Source organism: Paenibacillus sp. FSL R5-0475, assembly GCF_038004585.1.
Lineage (GTDB): Bacteria > Bacillota > Bacilli > Paenibacillales > Paenibacillaceae > Paenibacillus_AQ.
Genome location: NZ_JBBORK010000001.1, coordinates 346,485 through 372,341 on the forward strand (window position 1 = coordinate 346,485; position 25,857 = coordinate 372,341).

21 protein-coding genes are annotated in these 25,857 nt (G+C 44.2%); 17 read left to right on the forward strand and 4 right to left on the reverse strand.

The features are described from left to right. Window positions 1-2: 2 nt before the first annotated feature. The 7 genes from MKX41_RS01380 to glnA all read left to right on the forward strand — a co-directional run bounded on the left by MKX41_RS01380 (window position 3) and on the right by glnA (window position 9,252). Window positions 3-656 carry a response regulator gene (locus tag MKX41_RS01380; protein ID WP_042186223.1) on the forward strand — a complete coding sequence of 218 codons (654 nt, stop codon included), beginning with the start codon at window positions 3-5 and terminating at the stop codon, window positions 654-656. Window positions 657-1,307: 651 nt separating this feature from the next. Then, window positions 1,308-2,972 carry a S1C family serine protease gene (locus tag MKX41_RS01385; protein WP_340968300.1) on the forward strand — a complete coding sequence of 555 codons (1,665 nt, stop codon included), beginning with the start codon at window positions 1,308-1,310 and terminating at the stop codon, window positions 2,970-2,972. Window positions 2,973-3,079: 107 nt separating this feature from the next. Next, a complete protein-coding gene (locus tag MKX41_RS01390; protein ID WP_042125657.1) occupies window positions 3,080-3,769 on the forward strand; it encodes a response regulator transcription factor in 690 nt (229 codons plus the stop codon). 1 nt (window position 3,770) lies between these two features. Beyond that, the gene (locus MKX41_RS01395) at window positions 3,771-5,216 is read left to right on the forward strand and encodes a sensor histidine kinase (RefSeq protein ID WP_340968301.1); all 1,446 of its coding nucleotides are present in this window, start codon (window positions 3,771-3,773) and stop codon (window positions 5,214-5,216) included. A gap of 60 nt (window positions 5,217-5,276) precedes the next feature. Beyond that, entirely contained in the window at window positions 5,277-6,233 is a 957-nt protein-coding gene (locus tag MKX41_RS01400; RefSeq protein WP_340968304.1) for a 4-hydroxy-3-methylbut-2-enyl diphosphate reductase, read from the forward strand. 264 nt (window positions 6,234-6,497) lie between these two features. Next, on the forward strand, window positions 6,498-7,544 hold the full coding sequence (gene aroF / locus MKX41_RS01405) for a 3-deoxy-7-phosphoheptulonate synthase (RefSeq protein WP_042186231.1): 1,047 nt from the start codon (window positions 6,498-6,500) through the stop codon (window positions 7,542-7,544). Window positions 7,545-7,827: 283 nt separating this feature from the next. Then, window positions 7,828-9,252 (forward strand): type I glutamate--ammonia ligase, encoded by a 1,425-nt coding sequence (gene glnA / locus MKX41_RS01410; protein ID WP_042186233.1) that lies wholly within the window; start codon window positions 7,828-7,830, stop codon window positions 9,250-9,252. Window positions 9,253-9,458: 206 nt separating this feature from the next. On the opposite strand, the gene MKX41_RS01415 is transcribed toward glnA, so the two are convergent. Beyond that, window positions 9,459-10,493: a LacI family DNA-binding transcriptional regulator gene (locus MKX41_RS01415; protein WP_042186234.1), complete on the reverse strand. Its 1,035-nt coding sequence runs from the start codon at window positions 10,491-10,493 to the stop codon at window positions 9,459-9,461. Window positions 10,494-10,868: 375 nt separating this feature from the next. On the opposite strand from MKX41_RS01415, the gene MKX41_RS01420 reads away from it, so the two are divergent. From MKX41_RS01420 to MKX41_RS01455, 8 genes are all read left to right on the forward strand, one after another. Next, window positions 10,869-12,236, forward strand: coding sequence for an ABC transporter substrate-binding protein (locus MKX41_RS01420; protein WP_339269829.1), 1,368 nt, complete (start codon window positions 10,869-10,871; stop codon window positions 12,234-12,236). Window positions 12,237-12,357: 121 nt separating this feature from the next. Beyond that, window positions 12,358-13,251, forward strand: a complete 894-nt coding sequence (locus MKX41_RS01425; RefSeq protein WP_042186236.1) for a carbohydrate ABC transporter permease — start codon at window positions 12,358-12,360, stop codon at window positions 13,249-13,251. Next, window positions 13,251-14,087: a carbohydrate ABC transporter permease gene (locus tag MKX41_RS01430; protein WP_042186238.1), complete on the forward strand. Its 837-nt coding sequence runs from the start codon at window positions 13,251-13,253 to the stop codon at window positions 14,085-14,087. Before MKX41_RS01425 ends, MKX41_RS01430 begins: the two co-directional genes overlap by 1 nt. A 29-nt stretch (window positions 14,088-14,116) precedes the next feature. Continuing rightward, a complete protein-coding gene (locus MKX41_RS01435; RefSeq protein WP_340968309.1) occupies window positions 14,117-16,855 on the forward strand; it encodes a GH36-type glycosyl hydrolase domain-containing protein in 2,739 nt (912 codons plus the stop codon). A 152-nt stretch (window positions 16,856-17,007) separates the two neighbouring features. Further along, window positions 17,008-17,895, forward strand: coding sequence for a hypothetical protein (locus MKX41_RS01440; protein ID WP_340968311.1), 888 nt, complete (start codon window positions 17,008-17,010; stop codon window positions 17,893-17,895). Window positions 17,896-18,005: 110 nt separating this feature from the next. Continuing rightward, window positions 18,006-19,094: a 3-phosphoserine/phosphohydroxythreonine transaminase gene (gene serC / locus MKX41_RS01445; protein ID WP_042186243.1), complete on the forward strand. Its 1,089-nt coding sequence runs from the start codon at window positions 18,006-18,008 to the stop codon at window positions 19,092-19,094. 123 nt (window positions 19,095-19,217) lie between these two features. Next, window positions 19,218-19,682, forward strand: a complete 465-nt coding sequence (trmL, locus tag MKX41_RS01450) for a tRNA (uridine(34)/cytosine(34)/5-carboxymethylaminomethyluridine(34)-2'-O)-methyltransferase TrmL (RefSeq protein ID WP_042125678.1) — start codon at window positions 19,218-19,220, stop codon at window positions 19,680-19,682. A 125-nt stretch (window positions 19,683-19,807) separates the two neighbouring features. After that, entirely contained in the window at window positions 19,808-20,062 is a 255-nt protein-coding gene (locus MKX41_RS01455) for an AbrB/MazE/SpoVT family DNA-binding domain-containing protein (protein WP_039871533.1), read from the forward strand. Window positions 20,063-20,427: 365 nt separating this feature from the next. Here MKX41_RS01455 and MKX41_RS01460 read toward each other — a convergent pair whose 3' ends face one another. Beyond that, entirely contained in the window at window positions 20,428-21,495 is a 1,068-nt protein-coding gene (locus MKX41_RS01460) for a phosphodiester glycosidase family protein (protein ID WP_143759516.1), read from the reverse strand. Next, window positions 21,492-21,899: a hypothetical protein gene (locus MKX41_RS01465; RefSeq protein ID WP_042186244.1), complete on the reverse strand. Its 408-nt coding sequence runs from the start codon at window positions 21,897-21,899 to the stop codon at window positions 21,492-21,494. Before MKX41_RS01465 ends, MKX41_RS01460 begins: the two co-directional genes overlap by 4 nt. 283 nt (window positions 21,900-22,182) lie before the next feature. On the opposite strand from MKX41_RS01465, the gene MKX41_RS01470 reads away from it, so the two are divergent. Further along, a complete protein-coding gene (locus MKX41_RS01470) occupies window positions 22,183-22,839 on the forward strand; it encodes a DNA-binding response regulator (RefSeq protein WP_042186245.1) in 657 nt (218 codons plus the stop codon). A gap of 139 nt (window positions 22,840-22,978) precedes the next feature. Continuing rightward, entirely contained in the window at window positions 22,979-24,196 is a 1,218-nt protein-coding gene (locus MKX41_RS01475) for an aminotransferase-like domain-containing protein (protein WP_042186247.1), read from the forward strand. A gap of 608 nt (window positions 24,197-24,804) precedes the next feature. Here the strand turns inward: MKX41_RS01475 and MKX41_RS01480 are convergent. After that, on the reverse strand, window positions 24,805-25,743 hold the full coding sequence (locus MKX41_RS01480) for a DUF2161 family putative PD-(D/E)XK-type phosphodiesterase (RefSeq protein WP_340968318.1): 939 nt from the start codon (window positions 25,741-25,743) through the stop codon (window positions 24,805-24,807). Window positions 25,744-25,857 lie beyond the last annotated feature (114 nt).

Genomic DNA, 25,857 nt, shown 5'->3' on the forward strand with positions numbered 1-25,857 from the left:
GCATGAGCGTCATAAGAGTGTTGCTCGTGGATGATCATGATATGGTGCGGATGGGTCTTAAAACATATCTGATGCTGGAGCCGACGTTTGAGGTTATAGGAGAAGCAGCAAATGGACAGGAAGCGCTGGAGATGCTGCGTGCTGGCGGACATGAAGGCTTACCCGATCTCGTGCTAATGGATCTGATGATGCCTGTGATGAATGGTGTGGAGACTACTCGTGCAGTGCTATCGGAATTTCCTGGTCTCAAAATCGTTATCTTGACCAGCTTCTTAGAGGATGACCTCGTCGTGGACGCTATAGAAGCTGGAGCAGTCAGCTATGTGCTCAAAACCGTATCGGCAGAGGAACTGATCTACGCACTGCAAGGCGCATTTCGCGGTATGCCAGTTATGACAGGTGATGTATCGCAAGCGCTGACACGTGGCATTCGCCAGCGTACCGTGCAAGGCGATTCCTCCGGCTTGACGGAGCGTGAGAAGGAGGTCTTACTGCTCATTGCTGAGGGCAAGACGAATAAGGATATCGGAGAGGAACTACATATCAGCATCAAGACAGTGAAGACGCATGTCAGTAACCTGCTGATGAAATGCGAGCTGGATGATCGAACCCAGTTGGCTATTTATGCTCATCGGAAGGGTTGGGCTCAGGGTTAGGGATTGGTGTTTAAGATGATTTGGAGTAGTTTATGGGGACTTAAAAGTAAGTTATAGCGAAAACTTCCCTTTAATCTTGAGTTTTACACTTGTATACAGGATTATAGGGAAATCCTCCGTATAAATTCCTTGTTTTTCTCATAAATAGCTATGTTGCTGAGAATTATAGTGAGGTATTCCCTTTAAATCTTGATTTCTTGTGGTTTTTGGTTAATTATAGGGAGTTTTTCCCTATAATTATTGATCGTTGTTTGTTCCTTGTTCTTGGACTTCGTTCATGGACGACGTTCTAGGGTTTTGTTCTAGGTTGTATGTTGGAAGTTCGGGCCGCGTTGTTATCCGCGCCCGAGCTTCTTTTTTACTTCCCTGCCTAGGGATTGGGTATCAGAGCGAAAAGTTTACGACCGCCTTTGAAATCATGTTCTACCCGCAGGGTCAATTCATAGGAACATGATTTCAACAGCGGTGTAGCCTGAAACCCAGTCCTGACCAACAGCGTGCGCCTTTTGAACCAAATCCCATCTATTTGCCTATATCTTTTATCTCCGCTTAAATTGTTTTTAATGTGACCTTAAGGTTTAAAGTACAAAATAAGAAACAAGAAAACAAATTAATCCTTGTCAGGCGACAGGATGCAGGAGGTAAATAAACATGGACGATAACAAAAACAACTTTAATCGAGACAATGGACCAGCATCAGATCGGGATTGGGACAATAATAACCATAATAGCAATAATAATCAGTCATCCGAATCCGGATCATCATACTACTATTCTTATGGACCATTTAAATCATTGAACAAAGATGAAAGTAACGTAGACGGAAGTGCTCAGCATTACAACCGGATGGAGCCGGAGCGGGTCGAGATTACACCTCCACAGCCTGTAAAACAACTCCCATATAACAGTTCATATCGCAGTACAGGCTTCGATGGTAATGGCGGTGGACGTGGAGGAAACGGCGGAGGTGGTTCTGAAGGTGGCGGTGGCTGGCAGTTTAATAAAAAGCCAAAAAGCTCAGTGAAAACTATATTTGTTTCCTTCTTAGCGGGTATGGTCGTTCTCTCAGGTTCTATGTTCATGGCAGATCGAGGCAACTGGTTCACAGGGGATGCAACAACCATTGCAAGCTCAGGATCGAATGGAACGGCGAAGACGACGAATGAGAGTGCTAGTACTACACCTAATACTACCACTACATCATTGGTGAAAGGATCTCGTGATGTGACTGGCGTAGTTGATGCGGTTGGACCAGCAGTCGTCAAGATTGAGACGCTAGTGAAATCCGGTTCACGTAATGGGAGTTCATCCAGTCCGAATTTGAGTGATCCGTTCTCCCAATTCTTTTTCGGGGATCAATACGGTGGAAGTGGTTCTTCACAAAATGAACAGGACTCGAAGTCAGGTTCAAATTCTTCATCGCAGCTCATCCCTTATGGAATTGGAACAGGCTTCATTTATGAGAAATCTGGATATATTTTGACCAATCAACACGTCATTGAAAATGCTGATGTCATCCAAGTTACAGTGGATGGCGTGACCAAACCATACGAAGCAAAGTTGCTAGGTTCTAGCAAAGATCTGGATTTGGCAGTACTGAAGATTGAAGGAGATACTGATTTCCCTACAGTTGCTCTGGGAGATTCGGATAGCTTGAAAGTAGGCTCAGAAGTGGTTGCTATCGGTAACCCGCAAGGCTTCGACCATACAGTAACCTCTGGTGTTCTTAGTGCAAAAGGACGCAGCATCGATATCAACGAAGAAGACGGTAGTGGAACACGCAACTACAAAAACCTGCTGCAAACGGATGCTTCTATCAACCCTGGTAACTCAGGTGGTCCGTTGCTCAATATGAATGGACAGGTAATTGGTATGAACGTAGCTGTTAGCACAGATTCCCAAGGTATAGGTTTCGCTATCGCTGTGAATACGATTAAAGAAGTCGTAGATAAACTCGAAGCGAACCAAGCGATTCCAAAAGAACCCGTACCATTCATTGGTGCAACGCTTATGACGATTACAGATGAAGTAGCTAAGCAAATGGGCACGGATATTAAAGAAGGTTCTGTAGTTGCAGACATTATCTTTAAATCGCCAGCGTATGCCGCTGACTTGCGCCCTTACGATATCATTACAGGTGCAAATGGTACAAAATATGCAACAAATCAAGATCTGATCGCTTTCATTCAAACGTTAAAAGTCGGTGACAAAGTAACGCTGAATGTGGTGCGCGATGGTAAAAACATGGATCTTTCCGTAACAATCGGCAACAAAAATGATTTTGATACGACTAATGGACAAAGTCAGCAGCAATAACACCGGACGGTGAATAACGCGGAAGGGGCAACCCTTCCGTTTTTTGTCTAAACATGGTGTGACTGCTACAATATAAATAAATAGAAATGAACAATGGGGGCTGCTTGATGCGACCGAATATTCTTATTATTGATGATGATGAAAAAATTATCTCCATGCTGCGCCGGGGGTTAGCTTTTGAAGGCTACGATGTAAAGACAGCGGTGAATGGAGCGGATGGTTTACGAGCAATCCTAAGCAGCGATCCGGATGTGGTGATTTTGGATGTTATGATGCCACAGGTAGACGGATTTGAAGTCTGTCGTCGTTTGCGTGAAGGAGGCAGTAATGTGCCTGTTCTAATGCTTACGGCCAAGGATGAAATTGAGCATCGTGTGAAAGGGCTTGATCTGGGTGCGGACGATTATCTAGTTAAACCATTTGCGCTGGAAGAATTACTTGCACGTGTACGAGCGTTACTACGGCGTAAGAGTGAGCAAAGTGGCGGCAGTGAGCAAGCGGTTACTTACGAGGATATTACCTTGGATGTGGATTCACGTGAAGTGACACGCGCCGGCAAGAGACTGGAGCTGACAGCGAAGGAATTTGAGCTGCTACATCTCTTTATGCAGAATCCGAAACGGGTGCTTTCGCGGGATCTGATCATGGATAAAATATGGGGTTATGATTATAGCGGTGAATCTAATGTACTTGAGGTATACATAGCTATGCTACGCCAAAAGACGGAGGAGCATGGCGGTAAACGCCTCATTCAAACGATCCGGGGTGCCGGTTACATTCTAAGAGGTGACAACTAACATGTCTATAAGATTGCGGCTGACTGCTTGGTATTCAGGGATTTTGGCCGTTATGCTGCTGGCCTTATCAGCCGCAATTTACGGTTTTGTCTATTTTAATACGTATGGGGACTTGAAGGATCGTCTGAAAGTGCAATCTGAGCAAACGAAACTTTTATTTAGCGTTGATCGCTATAATGGTGAGCTGAAACTTGGCGGAGTCGGTCCTGAAAACTCCAATTTATATACGCAAATTTATACTTATGGCAGCAAAAGCTTGTCACAATCGACCAATATGATTAACTTTGGCCTACGGTTTGATTATCCTGCTAAAGATAAAATTGCAAAAGGATTTCGTAATGTTGTTGTGGACGGCAATCAGTTTTTGATCTACGAGATGCCTATCGAACTAGAACATTATAATAATAATCCAGTGGCTGTATTACAAGTCGCTGCCTATGTGAATGAGCAGAATAAGCTCTTGGAGCGTTTGAAAAATATATTGCTTGTCGGTTCTTTTGCTACCTTGATCGCGGCATTTACTTTTGGTTTATTCCTGGCCCGTAAAGCGATGAGTCCTATTGGAAAGGTGATTGAAGCTGCAAACGGTATCCAGACTGGGACAGATCTAAGCTCCCGAATTGAATATGATGGACCTCCGGACGAAATAGGTCGTCTAATTGAGACTGTCAATAACATGCTTGGGCGTATGGAAGGATTCTACACAGAGTTAGAGGATTCGTATGCGGCTCAGCGCCGATTCGTTTCCGATGCATCACATGAGTTGCGGACTCCGCTAACAACTATTCGTGGGAATATCGATCTGCTGCAAAAAGTATGGGAGCTGGAGCCGGGCGAAGGGAAGATGAGCGAGGCTGAAATTCGCCAGCTCTCGATGGAATCGGTGAAGGATATCGCGGACGAGTCTAAGCGAATGAGCCGACTTGTAGCAGATATGCTCTCGCTCGCTCGTGCTGATACAGGGCGAACCTTCGAGATAGAGCCGGTGGCACTGGAACCAATGATGACTGAGATCGCGCGTAGGGCATCCTTCCTGCCTCGTCAAGCGGAGTGGGTTACAGGGGATATGTCCGTCTTAAATGGAAAATATGTTGTGGGTAATAAGGATTATTTACAACAAATGTTATTTATTTTTATTGATAATGCTTTTAAATACACGCCTTCTGGCGAGGTAAGTTTAGATACGATTTTCTATCAGAATCAGGTTGGTATTCGGATCACCGATACGGGGATAGGTATGGATAAAGATGAGGTTCCATATATTTTCGACCGTTTCTATCGTGCAGATGAATCACGTGGAATTACAGAAGGAATTGGGCTTGGTTTATCCATTGCTAAATGGATTATTGACGAGCATGGTGGGTCTGTGGAAGTTGTTACACGCCAAGGCGAAGGAACTACTTTTGTGATCTGGTTGCCGCTTCTCTTTGCTCCGCCGCTGGAATAGGGTATAATTTAAAGTGTGTCCTATTACAGAAGTCAACGAAAGCAGAAAGTTGGTGAAGTCATGGAAGTCATTAAAATTTCTCCACGGGGATATTGTTACGGAGTAGTCGATGCTATGGTAATGGCACGGCAGGCTGCGCAAAATCTCGATCTTCCCCGGCCGATTTATATACTGGGCATGATTGTTCATAATAGTCATGTCACGAATTCGTTTGAGGACGATGGCATCATTACCTTGGACGGTCATAACCGTCTGGATATTCTCGATAAAGTAGACAGTGGAACCGTTATATTCACTGCTCACGGAGTTTCACCTGAGGTACGCAAGATGGCTAGGGATAAAGGATTGACTACGGTCGATGCTACCTGTCCTGATGTGACAAAGACGCATGATCTCATTCAGGAGAAAGTCGATGACGGTTATGAGGTTATTTATATCGGCAAGAAAGGCCATCCGGAACCGGAAGGTGCTGTCGGCATTGCGCCAGAGCATGTGCATTTAATTGAAAAAGAAGATGAGATTGCAACTCTATCCATTCCTTCTTCACGGATTGTAATTACGAATCAGACCACTATGAGCCAGTGGGACATTAAGAATATTATGAAAAAGCTACTAGAGACCTTCCCAGGTGCTGAAGTGCATAATGAGATATGTATGGCTACTCAGGTGCGTCAAGAGGCTGTAGCGGAACAGGCGGGTCAATGCGATCTAGTGATTGTCGTTGGCGATCCACGAAGCAACAACTCTAATCGTCTGGCACAGGTGTCGGAAGAGATCGCAGGTGTGCCTGCTCATCGGATTTCTGATATCTCTGAACTAAACACCGACTGGCTGAAGGGTGTAAATATTGTAGGGGTTACCTCTGGCGCGTCTACACCTACTCCAATTACCAAAGAAGTTATTAATTATTTGGAGCAGTACGATTCTGAGAATCCCGAGACATGGGAGATCAAACGTACAGTGAATATGGCGAAATTACTTCCTCCGGTTAAGAATAAGAGCGCAAGTACTAATTAATGCGCTGTAAGCGAACTTATATATTTGTGTTAGGACAAAAGCGCGTAACCTCGTCTATCGAGGTTACGCGCTTTTCTATTTAGAAAAAGCGGTTTCATCTTATAAATCAGGAAATAGGATTGACGGTAAAGGATTTTTAGAGTAAAATCGCTTTATCGGTTAAAAGCATAAAAGCTTAAAAGCTTAAAAGCGAACACGCGTCGTAGTGCGAGTGTGTTGAGCGAAATTATTATAAATTTTAAGTGTAGAGAGGAAGTTATTAAAATGATCGTTATTACATCCAATCAAACGCCAGAAGAGCAGGTTAAAGATATTATTGCAGTTATCGAAAAAGAGGGCCTGCAGGTACATCTCTCTAAAGGTGCAGATCACACTGTTATCGGTTTAGTAGGAAGTGTCACTCCTAAGCTTGCAGAGCATTTGCGGCAAATGAAGGGTGTGGAGAACGTCGTAAAGATCTCCAAGTCTTATAAGCTAGCTAGCCGTGATTTCCATCCAGAGGATACCATTATCGATATCAAGGGTGTGAAGATTGGTGGAGAGAATCTGGTGATTATGGGCGGACCATGCGCCGTTGAGTCTCCAGAGCAGATTGATGAGATTGCCCGTCTGGTTAAAGCTTCAGGTGCTCAGGTACTGCGTGGAGGCGCGTTTAAGCCCCGTACAGGTCCATACAGCTTCCAAGGCGTAGGTGTAGAAGGTTTGACTATGATGGCTGAAGCAGGAAAGCGTCATGGCCTATTAACCATTACAGAGGTTATGACACCAGAGTATGTGGATATTTGTGCAGAGCATGCTGACATCCTCCAGGTCGGTACACGGAACATGCAGAACTTTGATTTATTGCGCAAGCTGGGTACTTGTGGAAGACCTGTCCTTCTGAAACGCGGCTTCAGTGCAACCTATGATGAATTGCTCAATGCAGCGGAGTACATTTTGGCAGGCGGAAATAAGGATGTAATGCTCTGTGAGCGTGGTATTCGTACATTTGAGACTTACACACGCAATACGCTGGATCTATCGGCTATTCCGGTTCTACAAAGCTTAAGCCACCTTCCGGTAATCTCTGACCCAAGTCACGGCACTGGACGTCGTGAGTTAGTTGAACCTATGGCTAAAGCTTCGGTTGCAGCTGGTGCAAATGGTCTAATCATCGAAATGCACACAGATCCGGACAATTCTATGACAGGTGACGGTGTTCAATCGTTATTCCCTGAGCAGTTCGATAATCTGCTTAAGGATCTCGAAAAGCTTGCTCCGATTGTTGGACGTAAGTTTTCAACTTCACCAGAAACCGTTTCAGCGCTATAATTTTTAAGAATATAACAACCTTGGAAGTCCTCTAAACCCGCGGTACAGCGGGATAGTAGGGCTTCTTTGCTATTGGATAAGTTAGAAATGTTATGAATATTAGCGAAAATAATGGATTTCACGAAAGCGTTAGAATATCTTACATTGCTGAAAGAAATACCTGACATAAGCATTGACGATGTTAGGTATGAGATTTATAATGACGACAGCAAATAAAAATGAAACAAGAACATTTGCATACTGTGAGGGGCTTAATGTTCGGAACTTGGGGGAGGAAAAATTCATGTCGGTTGAAAAAGTGTTGCAAACAATTAAAGAAAACAATATCGAGTGGGTAGATTTTCGATTCGTAGATTTAGGTGGCCGTGCTCACCACATTTCTCTGCCTGCTTCTGAAGTGGAAGATGAAACTTTTGTAAATGGGGTAGCATTCGACGGTTCTTCCATCAAAGGATTCCGTGGTATTGAAGAATCAGACATGGTTATGATGCCTGATCCGAACAGTGTGTTCATTGATCCGTTTACAGCTCATCCAACGCTGAACGTTATGTGCGACATTTTCACTCCTGATGGTGAACGCTATGAGCGCGATCCTCGCGGTATTGCTGTGAAAGCAGAAGAATTCCTTCAGAAGAGCGGAGTTGGAACATCAGCATTCTTCGCACCTGAGTCTGAATTCTTTATCTTTGATGATGTTCGTTACGAGAGCGGTATGAACAGCTCCTCATTCTTCGTAGACTCTGAAGAAGCGGCTTGGAATACGGGTCGTAAAGAAGAGGGCGGCAATCTTGCATTTAAAGTTGGCGTTAAAGGTGGATATGTACCTGTAGCACCTGTGGATTCCCAACAGGATATCCGTAGTGAAATGTGTCGTCTGCTTGCTGAAGTGGGACTGCGCATTGAGCGTCATCACCACGAAGTAGCAACTGCAGGCCAAGCGGAAATTAACTTCCGTTTTGATACCTTAAAGAAAACTGCTGATAATCTCATGACTTATAAATATATTGTACAAAACACTGCACGTCAGTACGGCAAAGTAGCAACCTTCATGCCAAAACCACTGTTTGGCGATAATGGTAGCGGAATGCACGTACACCAATCGATCTTTGACGGAGACACTCCTTTGTTTTACGAAAAAGGCGCTTATGCTAACTTGAGCGAAATGGCTCTTCACTACATCGGCGGTATTTTGTATCATGCACCAGCTTTGATCGCTTTGACTAACCCAAGCACCAACTCCTTTAAACGTTTGGTTCCTGGTTACGAAGCGCCGGTTAACTTGGTATACTCCAAAGGAAATCGTTCTGCAGCAGTTCGTATTCCAGTAGCGGCTGTGACACCGAAGGGCTGTCGTATCGAGTTCCGTACACCGGACTCCACCGCTAACCCTTACCTGGCATTCTCCGCAATGCTGATGGCAGGTCTGGACGGAATCAAAAACAAGATCAACCCACAAGAACTGGGTTACGGTCCTCTGGATAAGAACATCTACGAATTGTCCGATGCAGACAAAGAAAAGATCCGCAGCGTTCCAGGTAGCCTGAGCGAAGCGCTTGATTCTTTGGAAGCTGATTACGAATTCCTTACAGAAGGCGATGTATTTACTAAGGACTTCATTGATAACTATATTGCTCTGAAACGTTCCGAGGCTCAAGAGGTTGCGATTCGTGTTCATCCACATGAATATTCTCTGTACTTCGATCTGTAAGATTGCTCAAATCATTTAAAGCTTTAACAAATAAAGGTGTTCCTAAGTCATGGAAATGACTTAGGAACACCTTTTGTATTGATCCTAACAAAAATGAGGATATCTTTGGCCATTGAAATGGCTAAGGATATCCTCATTTTGCTTCTATAGTTTAATATTCTGCCCAGTAGTTCCGCTTTAATTAAGTAGAGGTATCACTTAGGGATCTATACTAAACCCCGCTCAGGAGCTCCGCAGGATTCTCTTATGATGAGCTCTGGCTCGACGCTGAAAGAGCTCGTGCCTGATTGATTGTTTATTAGATCATACAGCATTAACGCAGCTAGACGACCGATCTTATCTTTATTTTGCTTAATCGTAGTCAAGAGTGGTGTTGTGTAATTGCAGGCTTCGATATCATCACAGCCAATAATCGCGACGGTTCCAGGAACAGCAATAGCAGATTCCTTTAGGGCACGCATAGCCCCAATAGCTAGCTGATCAGAAGCCGCGAATATCGCTCTGGGCAAGTTTCCATTCGAAATCATTCTACGCATGGTCTCATAACCGCTGGCTTCAAAGAAGTTGCTGCCGTTTAAGAACCAGTTTTCGTTGATCGGTAGTCCTAAATCTTCAAGTGCTTTGCGGAAACCACTTTCACGTATATTGGAGATTTCTGACTCAGAGGAGCTGCCGATATAACCAAGTTCTCGATAGCCTAATAAGTAAAAGTGTTCGACTACCTTGGTAGACAACTTAAAATTATCAGACATGATATAACCCGAATTGTCGCCTGACAGCTTTAAATCTACGCCGATGCATGGGATAGAACTATTATCCAATTCGCTGATGGAGGTTTCTAGCTCTTGTCCGGTAATAAGTAGGCAGCCATCCACATTAAAATGCAGACAACGGGCAAGATAATCATTAGTATCGCCACTTTGAAATTTTTCGTTAGAGAAAAAGATCAGGTCATAACCTAACAGTCCCATTTGTTTTTTGAAGGAATTTAGAACTTCGATGAAAAAAGGGTGGGTAAAGTCAACGTTCAGCATTCCTGCAAAAATAACACCAATTAGATTCGATGATTTTGTAGCTAGTGTTTTTGCTGAATTGGAGGGAGTATATCCAGTTTCCTTTATGATTTGTTGTACCCTAGTCTTGGTGTCTTCCGAAATATCGCTGTAGTTATTTATGATTTTAGATACTGTCGAAACAGAAACTCCAGCTATTTTCGCTATGTCTTTAATGTTATAGGCCAACTTTAGTCCTCCTTATAATGCGAAATACTCCGTAATCTATGATAAAAGTATAGTTGAGTTAAACTTTTTATGGATTTCAAATATGAATTACGAAACGTTTTCGTAAATGATTTTATAATTATATAGGTAGATAGTCAATGGGATCTTTGGCGATCAAACAGATAAATCCTTGATTTTAAAGGGTTTTGGAGGATTCTAGTTCAAGAATAGTTCAAAGATAGAGAATAAAAAAAGACTTTACAAAGATAAATAACGATGTAATAATAAAAACAACGAAACCGCTTTCTGTATTATAATCGCTAAAGTTTCGTAATTTCAGGAATCAAGATGGTGTTTCGTTAAGAGGTCATACAAATCATCTGGGGGGTAACAAAAATGGTAAAGAAGCTTTCTGCGGTATTGTTGAGCTCAGCGCTAGTGCTCTCATTAGCAGCATGTGGAAGCGGCAACAACACAAATGGTGAGGCTACTTCGGGCAACGGAACAAGCAAGCCCGCAAATGGTGAGAAAAAGGTTATTAAAATCTTGCACTGGAAACAAGAAAACATTAACAAGGTCATTACAGACATTAATAAGAAGTTTGAAGAGAAATATCCAGAATACAAGATTGAGTACACGACGACAGGTCCGGACGATGAATTTAAACAAGCACAAAGAGCAAGAATTACAGCTGGTGACGTAGACGTCCTTGCCGATTTGTCCGGTATGAGATTGTCTCCTAAAGATTGGACACCAGGTGCGAAAGTGCCAGACTGGCAACAATGGATTGATTCCGGTTTGATTGCTGATCTGAGCAACGAAGCTTTCGTTAAAAACTACAATGCGAATGATATTGCCAAAGCGGGTACTTACAACGATAAAGTGTATGCGATCCCAACCGGTAAAGTAGCAATGTCAGGTTTCTTCTATAATAAAGAAATTTTTGAACAAAACGGTTTGACTGTTCCAACAACATGGACAGAGTTCATCAGTGTTCTAGATACTTTGAAATCCAAGAGCATTGTACCAATCGTAGTGGCTGGTAAAGACGTATGGCCTTTGAAACTGCCGGTGTTCGGTTTGCAAGCTAAGATTCTAGGTGGCGGCGACCAACAAAAATGGATTGAAGGCGTTTGGAAAGGCACTTCGGCGTTCAACGATGCTGAGGCTGTAGAAGTATTGGATAAAATGAAGACCCTTCAAGATAACTACATCATCGATGGTTTCTTGGGTATTGACTATGCAACAGCACCTTCGTACTTCGCAACAGGTAAAGCAGCTATGATTGCTGACGGAACTTGGGATGCACCTACAATCGCTGCGGCAAATCCTGATGTGAAATTCGGATACTTCCCAATCCCAGCTACTGAAGATGCTGCTAAGAACGCTTCTCTTGTCGGCAAATACGATGTAACTTGGTATGCAGCAGAAAAAGGTCCGAACAAAGAAGGCGCATTGAAATGGTTAGAATTCTTCTCTGAACCAGAAAATTACACGGAATATGTTAAGGCTGCCGGATTCGTACCAACACAAGATAACATCGCAACTGGCAGTGACTTCATTGACAACGAACTTGCCCAATACATGGCAGAAGACTTTGAACTTGCTTATGAAATCATAATGATTAACCGCGACAATGTAGGCGAGCACATTGCTGCTGAAGGCGTTCACACTGAATACCTGGCACCAGGCGGCGAATTCAAATCCGCTAAAGAACTTGCAGATGTACAGCAAAAAGAATGGGAAGCGGCAGCTCCTAAATAAGCTGTTATCCTAATAAACAGACATTTACAACATACTGTGCACCATCATGTACTACAACATCGGGGTCTGTTCGTACAGACCCCGATCATTTTATTGAATTAGGATTGGGTAGGTGAGAGAAATGTATCCGTTCGGAAAAGGTATAAAAAGATATTTACCGCTTCTGCTGCTTATGATTCCATTATCCTTGTACGTTATTTTTTATTTTGGACCCTCTATGATGACGGTCATTTATTCATTTACAGATATTACTAACGTTCCAGGAAGCAAATTGAATTTCGTAGGCCTTGACAATTATTACAGTGTTTTTAACTCCGGAAATTCAGGCGAACGATGGGATTCCATTATACGAACCGTTTATTTCATGGTCATTGTTACAATCGTACAAAACGGTGTCGGTCTCCTTATGGCCGTAGTGATTAATCAGAAGCTGAAAGGCGATTATTTTTATCGCGCAGTTTTCTTTTTGCCGGTTGTGCTCGGTGTATCGGTAGTTGCACTGGTATGGGGCTTGATGTTCGATCCGCTAAGTGGTCCCGTAAATCAACTGTATGATTCATTGTTCGGTTATAAAGATATGTTCTTTGGAAGCTTCACCCATGCGTTTGGTTATATTATATTCACGCAAATTTGGATGTACATGGGTTACTCCATGCTGATTTTCCTTGCAGGTCTTCAATCCGTTCCGAAAGATCTGTATGAAGCTGGATATATTGATGGAACCACGAAGTGGCAATCTTTTAAGAACATTACGTTTCCACTTATTGCTCCATCGTTCACCATTAATATTATTTTGTCCATTATCGGTGCGATGTCGACCTTTGATATTATTCTCGCAACTACGGACGGTCGCTTTAACACAAGAACGATGGCTTATGACGTGTATAAAGAGACGTTCCGTGGTTCTCTACAGATGGGACTTCCATCCGCGCTTTCTGTGGTGCAGTTCCTTATGATTCTGGTCTTCGTTGTATTTGCAGTTAAACAAATGCGTAAGAGAGAGGTGGAGTATTAATGAAAGATTCCAAAACCGCCAAAACTCTCTCCTATATTCTGATTGCAGTATTGCTTGTTTTGTATATCATGCCACTATTGTTTGTAATAAACATTTCATTCAAGTCTTTTTCGGACTATTTGCTAGACCCGATCGGACTTGTGAAAAGTATTCAATGGGATAATTACAAGGAAGCTTGGTTAAAAGGTAATTTCTCTAATTATTTCATTAACAGTTTGCTGTACACAGTTGTAGCAACAGTGCTAACACTAATCGTGTCGTTATTCGGAGCTTTCCCGGTGGCGAGAAATTATGTGAAGTGGAGCGGGTTTATTTATTTGTTCTTCTTGATGTCACAGTTCTTGCCTAACCCTATGGTTGCACAGTTCAAATTGATGCTTACCTTGAAACAAGAGCTTGGATTCGTGGGCTATGATACGAAGCTGGGTTATATTCTCCTGAAAACAGGAGGAACAGGGATCGTCTTCATGATGTTCGTAGGTTATATTAAAGGGATCAGCCGTGAGATGGACGAAGCTGCAGGTATGGATGGTGCTGGGTATATGCGGTATTTATTCCAGATCATTATGCCACTGATGAAACCTGTTATCGCAACAGGTGTTATCCTGACGGCGATTACCATTTGGAATGACTTTGTAGGTCCAATCATGTATTTGCCAAGTCCGGAACATTATCCAATTACCTTCGGGCTTAAAGAATTCCGCGGTCAATACGGAAACAACTGGCCTATGTTGGCGTGCGGTATCATGATCGTATCTGCACCACTTATCGTCCTGTACACCTTCATTCAAAAGTATATTGTTGACGGTGCATTGGCAGGTGCGGTTAAAGCTTAAGTAGATGTGTAAATGAGAGGATGGGGACAATGGACCGCAAAAAAATTCAAGGCTTTGAATTCACCGGAAAGGATGGGGAGTTCAAGCTTCAGCAACCGGATCATAGTAGTTTCTTATACTTCCCTCTAGTAAATGAGGGGGGGATGATGTCGACTGTAACCCCGAAGCTTCATGGTCAGGCGACGACAGGTCATAATACATTTTTAACACCGCCATTATCTGTTGAAGATTTGCATAATTCACGCGCCTCACGTAATTTCTGGGTTTACGTCGAAGGCAAGGGTGCTTGGTCTGCAGCTGGAAACTCTGCTAAGCAAAATGCAGCGTTCTACACCCCATCTGCTGATGATGCAGTACTTGAGGCTGGATTCCTATGGCATCGTGTGACTCGCAGCAACTCTGAGATGGGTGTCAAAGCTGAGATTACCAGCTTCGTACCTAGCGGTAACGACAAGGTAGAACTTATGAAAGTTACGTTGACGAATACGGGAACAGAGGAGCTTACTCTTACACCAACGGCTGTAGTTCCCTTGTATGCCCGTTCCGCAGATGATCTGCGCGATCACAGACATGTAACCTCCCTGCTGAACCGGATTTACACTTCAACATATGGTGTTGAGGTTCAACCTGCACTATCTTTCGATGAGCGTGGTCATCGCATTAATCACACTTCTTACGGTGTATTTGGTGCAGAAGGTGATGGTAGACAGCCTGATGGTTTCTTCCCGATTCAAGAAGAATTTATCGGTGAAGGTGGAAGTCTTGACTGGCCAGAAGCTGTTATTCTGAATGCTACGCCAGAGATTGGTAAAGGTGGAGGCGTGGATAGAGAGGGTTATGAAGCCGTTGGTGGTCTTCGTTTTGCTTCAATTACCTTGTCTTCTGGTGCAAGCCATTCTTATGTCGTAGTTATGGCAATTGATAGTGATAGAATTAACGTTGAAGCGTTGATGAGTAAATATGGTACATCTGAAGCTTTTGATCATCTGCTAGAGGATACTAAAGCGTTCTGGGCAGACAAAGTGAATATGGTTGAATTTCATACCGGCGACTCGGATGCAGATCAATGGATGAAATGGGTAACCATCCAACCGGTCCTTAGAAGACTGTATGGTAACTCCTTCTTACCGTATCATGATTATGGAAGAGGTGGACGTGGCTGGCGAGATCTTTGGCAAGACTGTCTGGCACTGCTCATTATGGAGCCTGCCGAAGTTCGTAGCCTACTCTTCAACAATTACGCTGGTGTGAGAATTGATGGCAGTAACGCAACCATTATCGGTCAACAGCCAGGTGAATTTATCGCTGACCGTAACAATATCCCTCGTGTATGGATGGATCATGGGGCATGGCCATTTTTAACAACGATGCTCTATCTGGATCAGAGTGGTGATCTTGATTTCTTGTTGCAAGAACAGACTTATTTCCGGGATACGTTTATGAGTCGTTGTAAGGAACGTGATTCTTCATGGAATACCTCTGTAGGCAGTGATCTTAGAACAGTTTCTGGGGAAATCTACAAAGGTACAATTCTGGAACATATTTTGCTGCAAAATCTAGTTCCGTTCTTTAATGTAGGAGAACATAATAATATCCTGCTCGAAGGCGCGGACTGGAATGATGGCCTCGATATGGGGGCGGATCGCGGAGAGAGTGTAGCATTTACATCTTTCTATGCTAGCAATCTATTGGATATTTCCCGGGTGCTGCGTAACCTTAAGACTTCTAAAGGTCAGGAAACTGTTGAATTAGCCGAAGAAATGCACCTACTGCTGGATACCCTTAACGAGTCTGTGGATTATGGTTCTGTATCAGGTAAGCATGAGAGATTGGATCGATATTATGCTGCCGCACCAAATAAGGTGAGTGGAGTTCGTGTATCTCTCGATATTGATAAAGTAGCTGATGATCTGGAGCAAAAAGCGGAATGGTTATTTAACCATTTGCGTAGCAACGAGTGGGTACAGAGTGAGAATGGCGATGGCTGGTTTAATGGTTATTATAATAACGATGGTGAACAGGTAGAGGGTGAATTTTCTGAAGGCGTTCGTATGACGCTTACGGGTCAAGTGTTCCCGCTTATGGGTCATGCAGCGGCTCCGGAGCAAATTCCACACATTATAGCAGCTGTAGATCGTAATCTGTTTGATGACAAGATAGGATACAGGCTTAACTCCCGTTTCGGTGGGATTCAGCAAAATCTGGGTCGTGCTTTTGGCTTTGCTTTTGGCCATAAAGAAAATGGGGCCATGTTCAGTCACATGACCATCATGTATGGAAATGCATTGTACAAACGTGGTTATGTAAAAGAAGGTCATAAGGTCCTTGAATCTCTTTACAGCTTGAGTACGGATTTCAAAAAAGCTCGCATCTACCCAGGTATTCCTGAATATATTAACGAGCAAGGCAGAGGGATGTACACGTATCTAACAGGCTCCGCAAGCTGGCTCTTGCTAACCATGGTCACTGAAGTATTTGGTGTGAAGGGCAAGCTGGGAGATCTATTGCTAGAACCTAAATTAGTAAAAGAACAATTTGATTCCGAGGGTAAAGCATCAATTAAGACGATCTTTGCAGATCGTGAGTTTGAAGTGGTCTATAAAGCCACTGGAAGCTTTAACTACGGAGAGTACCAAATACACTCCGTTACGTTGAATGGCAGCGAGGTGACGCTGCAGCGCGGCTCAGGAAGTGCGATTATTCCACGTGAGGAGCTACTTGCTCTGCAGACAGAGAAGCTTCACGTGATTGAAGTGACTCTGGCGTAATATTAACTAGAATTTTTATAAACGTCTGCACACCGTTTTGAATAGCGGCTGCAGACGTTTTTTTGAAAATTATAAAAACTAAGGTTCTTCATAAATGATATAATGGGGCTAATTTACTTATTTGTTGAATGATTGAAAGGAGTTTGTGAAGGATGGGTTACAGGCTGTCAAATGGCGTATTATCTGTGGATATCGCTGATATTGGAGAAGATTATAAAGGGACTCGTTTTGACTGGACGGGGTTTATCACACAGGTTACGTTAGAAAAGGGTAACCATACGTTTTGTGTGCCAGAGAGCTTGAAGGAAGGCGAGGGTACTGGCGGAAGTGGAATATGCAACGAGTTTGGCATTTCCCGGGCAATTGGGTATGATGAAGCGCCGATCGGAGGCTGGTTTCCAAAGCCCGGAATCGGATTGTTACAAAAGCTGGATTCGCAGAGCTATAGCTTTCATAATAAATATCCACTAACCCCCTTTGCTGTTGATATGGAGGTTAGGGATGATTCGATTACATATACTGTCCAGCCGATGGAAAGTAATGGATACGCGATGCTTTTGACCAAAACGATCTCTATAAAGGACGACCAATTGAAAATTGCATATGAATTGCATAACAAAGGGGATAAGCCAATCCAAACCGAGGAGTACATCCACAATTTCGTAGGAATTGATGGTTTGAATATAGGTTCGGATTTTGAGTTGCGCCTCTCGAATGGGCTCAAAGTAGTAGAACCAGAATCTCAATACACGAATAATTTGCTAGAGGTATCTGGTAATACCCTTACTTGGTCAGAAGAGCCGGATCGGTCATTTTACTGCAAGCTGAGTGGCTGGGGAGGACCAGAGGCTGAGTTCAATTGGGAGTTGGTTCATAAGCCTAGTGGAACAGGAGTACGCGAGAGCGGAGATTTCCCAGTAACACGAATGGCGCTATGGGGAGAACGCCATGTGGTCTCACCTGAAGTTTTTGTGAACATTAGTCTTTTACCGCATGAAAGCAAGTCCTGGAGCCGAACTTATCATTTTTTCACATCATGATAAGCAGTAATCAAAGCTTTTATGTGAATAATTATACTTGCTGGTGTGTGAGATTATTGCTATCATAAGCGATATCCATATTGATAGGAGAGAAAGGGTGGGGAGTAGTTTTGAATAAGAGAGCATACAATTTTAATGCCGGACCGGCAGCATTGCCGCTTACGGTACTGGAACGCGCACAAGCGGAGTTTGTTGATTTCCGAGAAAGTGGAATGTCTATCATGGAGATGTCGCACCGTGGAGCAATCTACGAATCCGTGCATAATGAAGCGCAGGAACGTCTGCTTTCGCTCCTCGGCAATCCGAAGGGCTATAAGGTATTGTTCGTACAAGGTGGAGCAAGCACACAGTTTGCTATGATCCCTATGAACCTGATTTCCGAAGGCCAAGTAGGTAGCTATGTTATGACAGGTAGCTGGGCAGATAAGGCTTATAAAGAAGCTAAATTGGTAGGGGGCGCTCATGTTGCTGCTTCTTCCGAAGACAAGAAATTCTTAGCTATACCTGAATTGAGTTCGATTAAAGCTGCGGAAAATGCTGCCTACCTTCACGTTACTTCCAATGAGACCATTGAAGGAACGCAATATGCAGAATATCCGGATGCTGGCTCGATTCCGCTCATCGCAGATATGTCCAGTGATATCCTTTGCCGGCCAATCGATGTCAACCAATTCGGAATGATCTATGCTGGAGCACAAAAGAACCTTGGTCCTTCCGGTGTGACTGTAGTTATTGCTAAAGAGGAATTGCTCGCAGAATCACCTTCTAACATTCCAACTATCATGCGTTACAGCACTCATTACAAAAATAACTCTCTTTACAATACACCTCCATCTTTCTCTGTATATATGGTTAACGAAGTATTAAAATGGATTGAGGAGCAAGGTGGTCTTGCTGGTATCCATTCCAAGAACCTTGAAAAAGCGGGTCTATTATATGATCACATCGATGGAAGTGACGGCTTCTACAGTGGCGTTGCTGAGAAGAGCAGTCGCTCTATTATGAACGTTACCTTCCGGATGCAATCGGAAGAACTCGAAAAACGGTTTGTTAAAGCTGCTGAACTGGAAGGTTTTGTCGGCTTAAAGGGACATCGTAGTGTGGGTGGCTTGCGCGCTTCCATTTACAATGCAGTTCCTTACGAAAGTGTTAAAGCACTTTCTGATTTCATGAACCATTTCCGGCAAACTCAAGGTTAATGAACTCTATCGTAAACCTTCCGCCTATGGGTGGAAGGTTTTCAGTTTGTTTGGAGAAGCTATGGTTATGCACTAGAGTAAAACATCTGGCTATTAAGCCTTTAGAGAGGAAGGAACCATATAATGGCACTCCATATCGTATTAGTTGAGCCGGAAATACCGGCCAATACTGGAAACATTGCGCGTACCTGCGCAGCAACAGGCACTCATCTTCACTTGGTTCGCCCGCTCGGATTCCGTACAGACGATGCTACATTGAAAAGAGCAGGATTGGATTACTGGCACGCTGTTAACATTGAATACCACGACTCTTTTGCTGAGGTACTTGAGAAGTACAGTGAGGGACGTTTCTTTTACGCAACGACTAAAGCGGAGAAGAGATATAGCGATTTTGATTTTCAAGATGGAGACTTCTTTGTCTTTGGTAAAGAAACGAAGGGGCTTTCTGCTGAAATTCTGGAAGCGGGTAAAGAAACAAAAATGCGCATGCCAATGAGTGATGCCGTGAGATCGCTGAATTTATCGAATTCTGCAGCTATTATTGTATATGAAGCCCTTCGACAGCTGGATTTTCCTAATCTTGTTTAGAAAAAAGACATTTTTTTTGTTTTTTTTCAGCAGGATTCGACATTTTAATAACGAAATATAATGAATGAGCCGAAATATATAGTAGCTACAAATTATTAGTTGAACAGGAGAGGTGTACGTTAGATATGAAACCTGCTGGTGTAGTTCGCAAAGTGGATCAGCTGGGTAGAATTGTTCTGCCTAAGTCCCTGCGTAAAAGGTATCAGATGAATGAAGGCGACCCGGTTGAAATTTTGGTACAGGGTGACCATATCATCTTGGAGCGTTACCGTCCAAAATGTGTTTTCTGCGGATCAATGGAAGGTGTGAGTGAATATAAAGATCGTTATATTTGCGCTGCATGCCTCTCAGAAATGACGCAATTGCCAAGACACGCCTAGGAAGTACATATTTACACATTTAGAATTCTGACAGCCAATAGTTTTCTAAAAAAAGAAACTGTCCCATTCGTAGATTTCTCTACTTATGTGGCAGTTTTTTTGTTTCAGGCTTATAAAAAATGCCTCAGAGCCAAGTGGCTGCTGAGACATTTCTTGCTTATAGACCTTTTGTTTTGTCGTCGTTGTAAGATGAGGTAAGGATGCCGACCATAAATAACACAAATACGATAGTTACGATCCAAAAGGTTAATGAGAACGACATACTGGCACCTCCATTAGCAAATGTATTCGTTATCAAGATTATACCCTGCAAATCAATAAAAATAAACGCAAATGTGATATGTTGCATAGACATTTTACTATAATCATTTAAAAAACAGGAAATTGGTTGGTACAGCTCTAAGATTTCCGTCTGATGGCTTGTTGACTACTCTTCCATTGAAGATGAGTGATGACGATCCTCCACCATCCAGATTATAAGCATCCATGACACCCATGTTATATAGCTTGTTCTGAATTTCCTCTAGCCGAGCACCAGAGCTGCCAAGCTCATTATAGCCATCCGCTACAAAGATGAGAAGCTGATCATCCTTATAATTACCGATTACTGTACGTGGCGCCCGATTGGGGGATGTTTTCCACTTTTCCGGGATGGGTACTTTGACGTTATTCTTAAGTAGAACAGGCACAAAGGTTGCACCAAATACGGGTTCGAGTTGATCTAACTGTGCGCGACTGTAAAATTTCCCGCCGATTAACTGTCCGGACTTGTTCAGACCTACGAAGCTGAGATCCTTGAATGTCGGCTCGAAACCATTGAGATACTTTCCATCAACCACAGTAGTGCTTAAGGGATAGCGTTTTCCGGCTTTATCCGCAAAACCTCCAGCATTAATACCTGCAATAGCGCCATGACTTTGTACAGCGTGCATAGTGGTTTCTGCGCCACCAGTAGCTTCCTTCGCAAGACTCATTTGCATCGCAGTTGGATCCTTCAATTTGATCTTCAAAGCATAGGCCTTATAGTTACCTGGATTCAGCTTATATAGCTCGATTCTAATCCGGTCGCTAGTAAGGACCTCAGAAGGTATTCCAAGCTTGGCAGATATCCGGCGGTTATAGATAAGCTCAGGACGGCTCGCTTGAGTCTTCGCTGTCTCGACTAACTTATTCATAGCAGTAGTGGTTCCTTTATATAGCTTAGCGCTAGCGCTGACTGCATCTATGGTGTAGGATGCAGTGCCTTCGGCTAGGGTTAAATCCTTTTTTAGGACAGCAGTTTCATTTAGAGGCCCTGAGATAGGTGCGAATTGTCCTACATCAAGATCCAGCTCGAGCGGAGGTCGATACCACCACATACATATCAGTAAACCTAAAAAAGGTGCGGTCAGAAGCATAAAGAAACGGTTCACTCTCTTGACTGGCGTCATCATTTGATCAGATCCATTTCTTTCTTCAAAGCTTCTAACTGTTTGCTAACTTCGCTCAATTGCGTATATAGCTTATTACTATTGTCTGTCTTGGCACTTGCATTATCTTTAGTGAAGGTTAATAGTTCGTTAAAACTTTGCACTGTATTCTGCAATTCCTTCACTTCTTCAGTGAGAACGGCAATTTTCGACTCATAGTCGGTCTTCAGAACGGTAAGCTGCTGCTGGCTCTGATTGCTAAGTTCGCTCAGCACTTGCTGCTTCAAATGGTTTGTGTAGCTGTATACAGCATATACACCGATTCCAATCATCACGATCCAGAACAGTAAAAACCATTTTACGGAAGGGCCGCTTCTCACAGCAGCACGGCGCGAGTGTACCGGGGACGTTTCCGCTAGCGGTTGCATTTGATCACCTCGGGTTGGTCTTTTTTTCAAGTCCCCATTCTATCAGACTTTGACTAGTTTCGCAAAAATGTAAGAGAGTGTGAAAACTAGAAAAAGTAATTGCATCCTATTAAACTACTGCGATACAATTTCTATAGATTGGAATTTCTGATAGACGTACTCAAGGTAACCAGCGAGAGAATAAACGAACAAGTCATCATACTTCCTTGCTTGCGTTTAAACCGGAAACGCTGCGGCGCTTTCCTTTCTGGATGATTATATAAAGCAGGGGGTCTGGGCATTAATGATGAAGGTTTGGCAGGTGGTTATTGTGGGGTGTCATCCTACAAGTATGCTGGGGACAAAATTGATTTTGGAAGAGGGAGGAGAGCTAAAAGTTCTAGGAATGTATTCAACTTGGGACGAAGGCGCTTCCATCGTAAGGGAAAAGAATCCCGAGCTAGTGCTGGCAGATTATCATATGCCTGAAGGTAATATTGAGAGTGTGCTGTTAAATATGAAAAAAAGCTCACCAAACTCACATTTTGTCGTGATGACGGATGAGGACGGCAGGGATCTGCTACAGCCCCTCATAGAGCTGGGAGCCAGCGGGATATTCTCGAAAGGAGCTTCTCCTCATCAGCTTTTACAGCTGATCCTGGGTTTACGTGTGGGTTTTCTTTCAATGCCGCTAGAATGGATAGAAAAAGGATCCTGGCCGATTTCGACTTCTAAAGGACTGGATGATGTTCTTCAATTGACGCAGACAGAGATGTTTATTATGGAGCGAATCGTTCAGGGGATTACTTATGATAAAATAGCGCTTGAAATTGCAGTAAGTCGTCGTTCGATTGACAATTACTTGCGCAAAATTTATGTGAAGCTTGATGTTTCGACGCGAGCGCAGGCCATTGAGAAATTTGCTCTCTTTTCAAGACAAAACAGGCAAATCTACGCATAACCCAAGCTATACGACATAATGACGGGAAAGGCGGAATATTCTTGAAATAGAAGAAAGCATATCACGTTAAATGGATAATCGTCCTCGAAAGAGGATAACTTAGCCATTTCTACTTGGTACTAGGGAAGGGGGATTTCGCATGCTTTACCAATTTTCTGCTCGCGCGCACACACTGCTATCGTCACCGCTTCTAAGTATTCGCACCCAAACACGGAGAAGCTCCATGATATCGCTTGCTGAAGAATTACCAGCGGAAGAACTGTTCCCATTATCGCTGCTTGCCGAAGCAGCCTCTACGGTGATATCTGCAGATGCAGGAGCACTTCAATATGGTGATCCTGCAGGGTATGGTCCACTTCGGGAGTGGCTTGCCGGGGATTGGCTCAGAGAAAAAGGGGTAACTGTTACCGAGGGTGGAGTTCTGCTAACAACGGGGAGCCAGCAAGCAATTGATTTGTTGTCGCGGGTGTATATTGATCCGGGAGATCGTGTATTAGTAGAAAATCCGACATCTCCAGGATTCTTGCAAACTCTTCGGATGCAGGGTGCCATCATTATCCCCGTAGAGGGTGACTTGGACGGGCTTCATCCAGATCATTTGCGGAGGCAAATTGAACTGCATAAGCCTAAGATGTTGTTCGCAACACCAAGCTTTACGAATCCAAGTGGCATCCTATGGAGCTTAGAGAGACGGCGTGAGGTGTTGGATCTTTGCATCGCGTATAACATCCTGATTGTAGAAGATGATTCTTATGGTGATTTACATTTCCAGAAGTATGGTGAACATTGGGCCACAAGATATCCATCCTTGTATGCGCTGGAAAATATAAGTGATGGCGGACACGTATTATATATCGGTTCGTTCAGCAAGACCGTTGCGCCCGCGCTGCGGACGGGCTGGGCTGCAGGTAGCCGGGAAGTGATCGGGATGATGGCTGCTGCCAAGCAGATGGCAGACTGGCAATCGAGCGCATTAAATCAGCGGCTCTTGCATCATTTATTGGATGTGACCGCTTTTGATCTTCGTGAGCATATTGCGCAGCTGAACCGAGAATATAACACCCGACTGAAGTTAATGGTTGAACTGCTAAAACGTCCAGCTTGGAAAGGAAGCTCCTACGACCTGCCGTCAGGAGGTATGTTTCTATGGGTATCTCCACCGGAGGGAATGGATGTTATGGCACTGCTAAAATGTGCGCTAGGTAAGGGAGTGGCATTTTTGCCAGGACCGTTATGTAGCGTAGATGGAAGCGGAAATCACATTCGTCTTAACTTCAGCCATCCCGGCCGGGATGAGCTGCTACTCGGCATGAATCTGATGAGCGAGGCGGTTAAGGAGTTCACGGCTCGGAGTTAGGTGGGTGCTGATTAAGGAATCTGATGGATCGGACGTATAAAAGTAACGAACAGGTTGATGAGCGGTCATATGCGCAGGTAGAGGTGTGGGCAGATGAACTGGCAGATCAATGTATGACACACCCTGGAAGTCATATAGGACAGAGTGGTGCATTAGGCAAGGAGTAGAGAGCGGGGGAGGTCATTATAGGGGATTTCTCCCTATAACTGGCTGATTTATATTCTGGAATGGAGATTATAGGGAATCTCTCCCTAAAAATTTCGGGAAAAGCCCTTTTTATGGAGCAATCTATGCATTTATAGGGAGGAAATCCCTATATCTCGGTTTTTAGCGCGTATATTGAGGAATTATAGGGATGATTTCCCCTTAATTCAACTTATCAGCTTGAGACTAATACTTCGAAGGTTAGTTCTGTTTCTATGGCTTAACGGATTGGAACACAAAAAGCATCCCATCAACGGGATGCTTTTTGGCGTTACCTGAACATCGTTACGTGTGCATTAGAATAATAAGTTTAAAGTCCGAGTGAAAGATCAAAAGCAGAGAAAAAGATAATGGCTCCAGCAAAAATTTGAAATTGAAAGAATTTTTTGTTTAGTATAGGCAAGCTAATTACTGTGATGATTGCTGTCATGGGGTACGCCGCCAGTTATAGCGGCGTATTCTACTAGCGCGGCCTGACCGGCTGGGGTCAGGGTATAGCGCCCACGGCTGACACGGTGGAACCAGCCGTAGTAGTTGTGCTGCAGCATAGCGGCGGCGTTCGGTACGCCGCTACGCTTCCGCAGCTCGGCCGGAGAGATCCCGGCCGAGCGGGCGCTTGAGGCAGCGCTAGGGGCACCGCTTCGCGTGCCAGCCGCCGCTGCCTCCCGTGCTGCCGTGTCCCCGGCAGCACGCCTCTCCGGCGCTGAGCTCAGCGCCGGAGCCTGTGCAGCGGTGCTCGCCGCTGCACGTTTGCCCGCTGCGAGCGAAGACTTCGCAGCGGCCTTCTCGGCAGCGACGGCGGCCTCCGCCTCCGCTGCCTGCAGAGAAAGCGCGACACGTAGCGCTTTCTCACGGTAGGCCGTCACGAGCTTGACGCGCGTGCTGCCGCCGGTGTTGTAGTCTCCGCTGCGCTCGCGGAACTCATAGAGCAGGCGCTCGCGCCGCCGCTTGTTGCTGCGCTGCGCAGGTGGCGTCTCGTCCGGCTCGACGAGCACCTCGACCAGCGGGGCCTTGGTCTTATAAAAAACAACGGTGATCAGCCCGAGACCAAGGCGGCGGCACAGTCCGCTAATCTCGCCCCAGCGCTGGTTTACCGCTCCTTTTTTATCACGGACACGTTCTACTGCGAGATAGACCGTAGGACTGAGCTTTAGCCGTTCCACGCCTTGCAGGAGCAAGGCGAGGTTGAACGATTTTTTCATCTCTACGATTAGAGGCTGCTCTAAATCCTCACGAATACCCACCAAATCACAAGTCCGAACCTCACCCTTGATGCTGTATCCTTGCTTTTCAAAAAAAACCTTCAAAGGAGCATACAGCTCCGTTTCATGTCGTACCGCCATAGTGTCACTCCCGTAGCTCTTTTTTTCGGGTTCTCATTAAGGTTTTACTGCGATTTTATGATTCTCTATTATAGCACAGCAAAAAAGAGGTCAACTATTCCGCGCTTGCCGCAT

Bases quoted from the DNA above. Each gene is read 5' to 3' on its own strand.
- MKX41_RS01455 (WP_039871533.1), top strand. From the start codon at position 19,808: ATGAAACCTGCTGGTGTAGTTCGCAAAGTGGATCAGCTGGGTAGAATT.
- MKX41_RS01480 (WP_340968318.1), bottom strand. From the start codon at position 25,743: ATGGCGGTACGACATGAAACGGAGCTGTATGCTCCTTTGAAGGTTTTT.
- trmL (WP_042125678.1), top strand. From the start codon at position 19,218: ATGGCACTCCATATCGTATTAGTTGAGCCGGAAATACCGGCCAATACT.
- MKX41_RS01435 (WP_340968309.1), top strand. From the start codon at position 14,117: ATGGACCGCAAAAAAATTCAAGGCTTTGAATTCACCGGAAAGGATGGG.
- MKX41_RS01425 (WP_042186236.1), top strand. From the start codon at position 12,358: ATGTATCCGTTCGGAAAAGGTATAAAAAGATATTTACCGCTTCTGCTG.
- MKX41_RS01475 (WP_042186247.1), top strand. From the start codon at position 22,979: ATGCTTTACCAATTTTCTGCTCGCGCGCACACACTGCTATCGTCACCG.
- glnA (WP_042186233.1), top strand. From the start codon at position 7,828: ATGTCGGTTGAAAAAGTGTTGCAAACAATTAAAGAAAACAATATCGAG.
- MKX41_RS01440 (WP_340968311.1), top strand. From the start codon at position 17,008: ATGGGTTACAGGCTGTCAAATGGCGTATTATCTGTGGATATCGCTGAT.
- MKX41_RS01420 (WP_339269829.1), top strand. From the start codon at position 10,869: ATGGTAAAGAAGCTTTCTGCGGTATTGTTGAGCTCAGCGCTAGTGCTC.
- MKX41_RS01380 (WP_042186223.1), top strand. From the start codon at position 3: ATGAGCGTCATAAGAGTGTTGCTCGTGGATGATCATGATATGGTGCGG.
- MKX41_RS01390 (WP_042125657.1), top strand. From the start codon at position 3,080: ATGCGACCGAATATTCTTATTATTGATGATGATGAAAAAATTATCTCC.
- MKX41_RS01385 (WP_340968300.1), top strand. From the start codon at position 1,308: ATGGACGATAACAAAAACAACTTTAATCGAGACAATGGACCAGCATCA.
- MKX41_RS01470 (WP_042186245.1), top strand. From the start codon at position 22,183: ATGATGAAGGTTTGGCAGGTGGTTATTGTGGGGTGTCATCCTACAAGT.
- MKX41_RS01400 (WP_340968304.1), top strand. From the start codon at position 5,277: ATGGAAGTCATTAAAATTTCTCCACGGGGATATTGTTACGGAGTAGTC.
- MKX41_RS01465 (WP_042186244.1), bottom strand. From the start codon at position 21,899: ATGCAACCGCTAGCGGAAACGTCCCCGGTACACTCGCGCCGTGCTGCT.
- MKX41_RS01395 (WP_340968301.1), top strand. From the start codon at position 3,771: ATGTCTATAAGATTGCGGCTGACTGCTTGGTATTCAGGGATTTTGGCC.
- MKX41_RS01430 (WP_042186238.1), top strand. From the start codon at position 13,251: ATGAAAGATTCCAAAACCGCCAAAACTCTCTCCTATATTCTGATTGCA.
- aroF (WP_042186231.1), top strand. From the start codon at position 6,498: ATGATCGTTATTACATCCAATCAAACGCCAGAAGAGCAGGTTAAAGAT.
- MKX41_RS01460 (WP_143759516.1), bottom strand. From the start codon at position 21,495: ATGATGACGCCAGTCAAGAGAGTGAACCGTTTCTTTATGCTTCTGACC.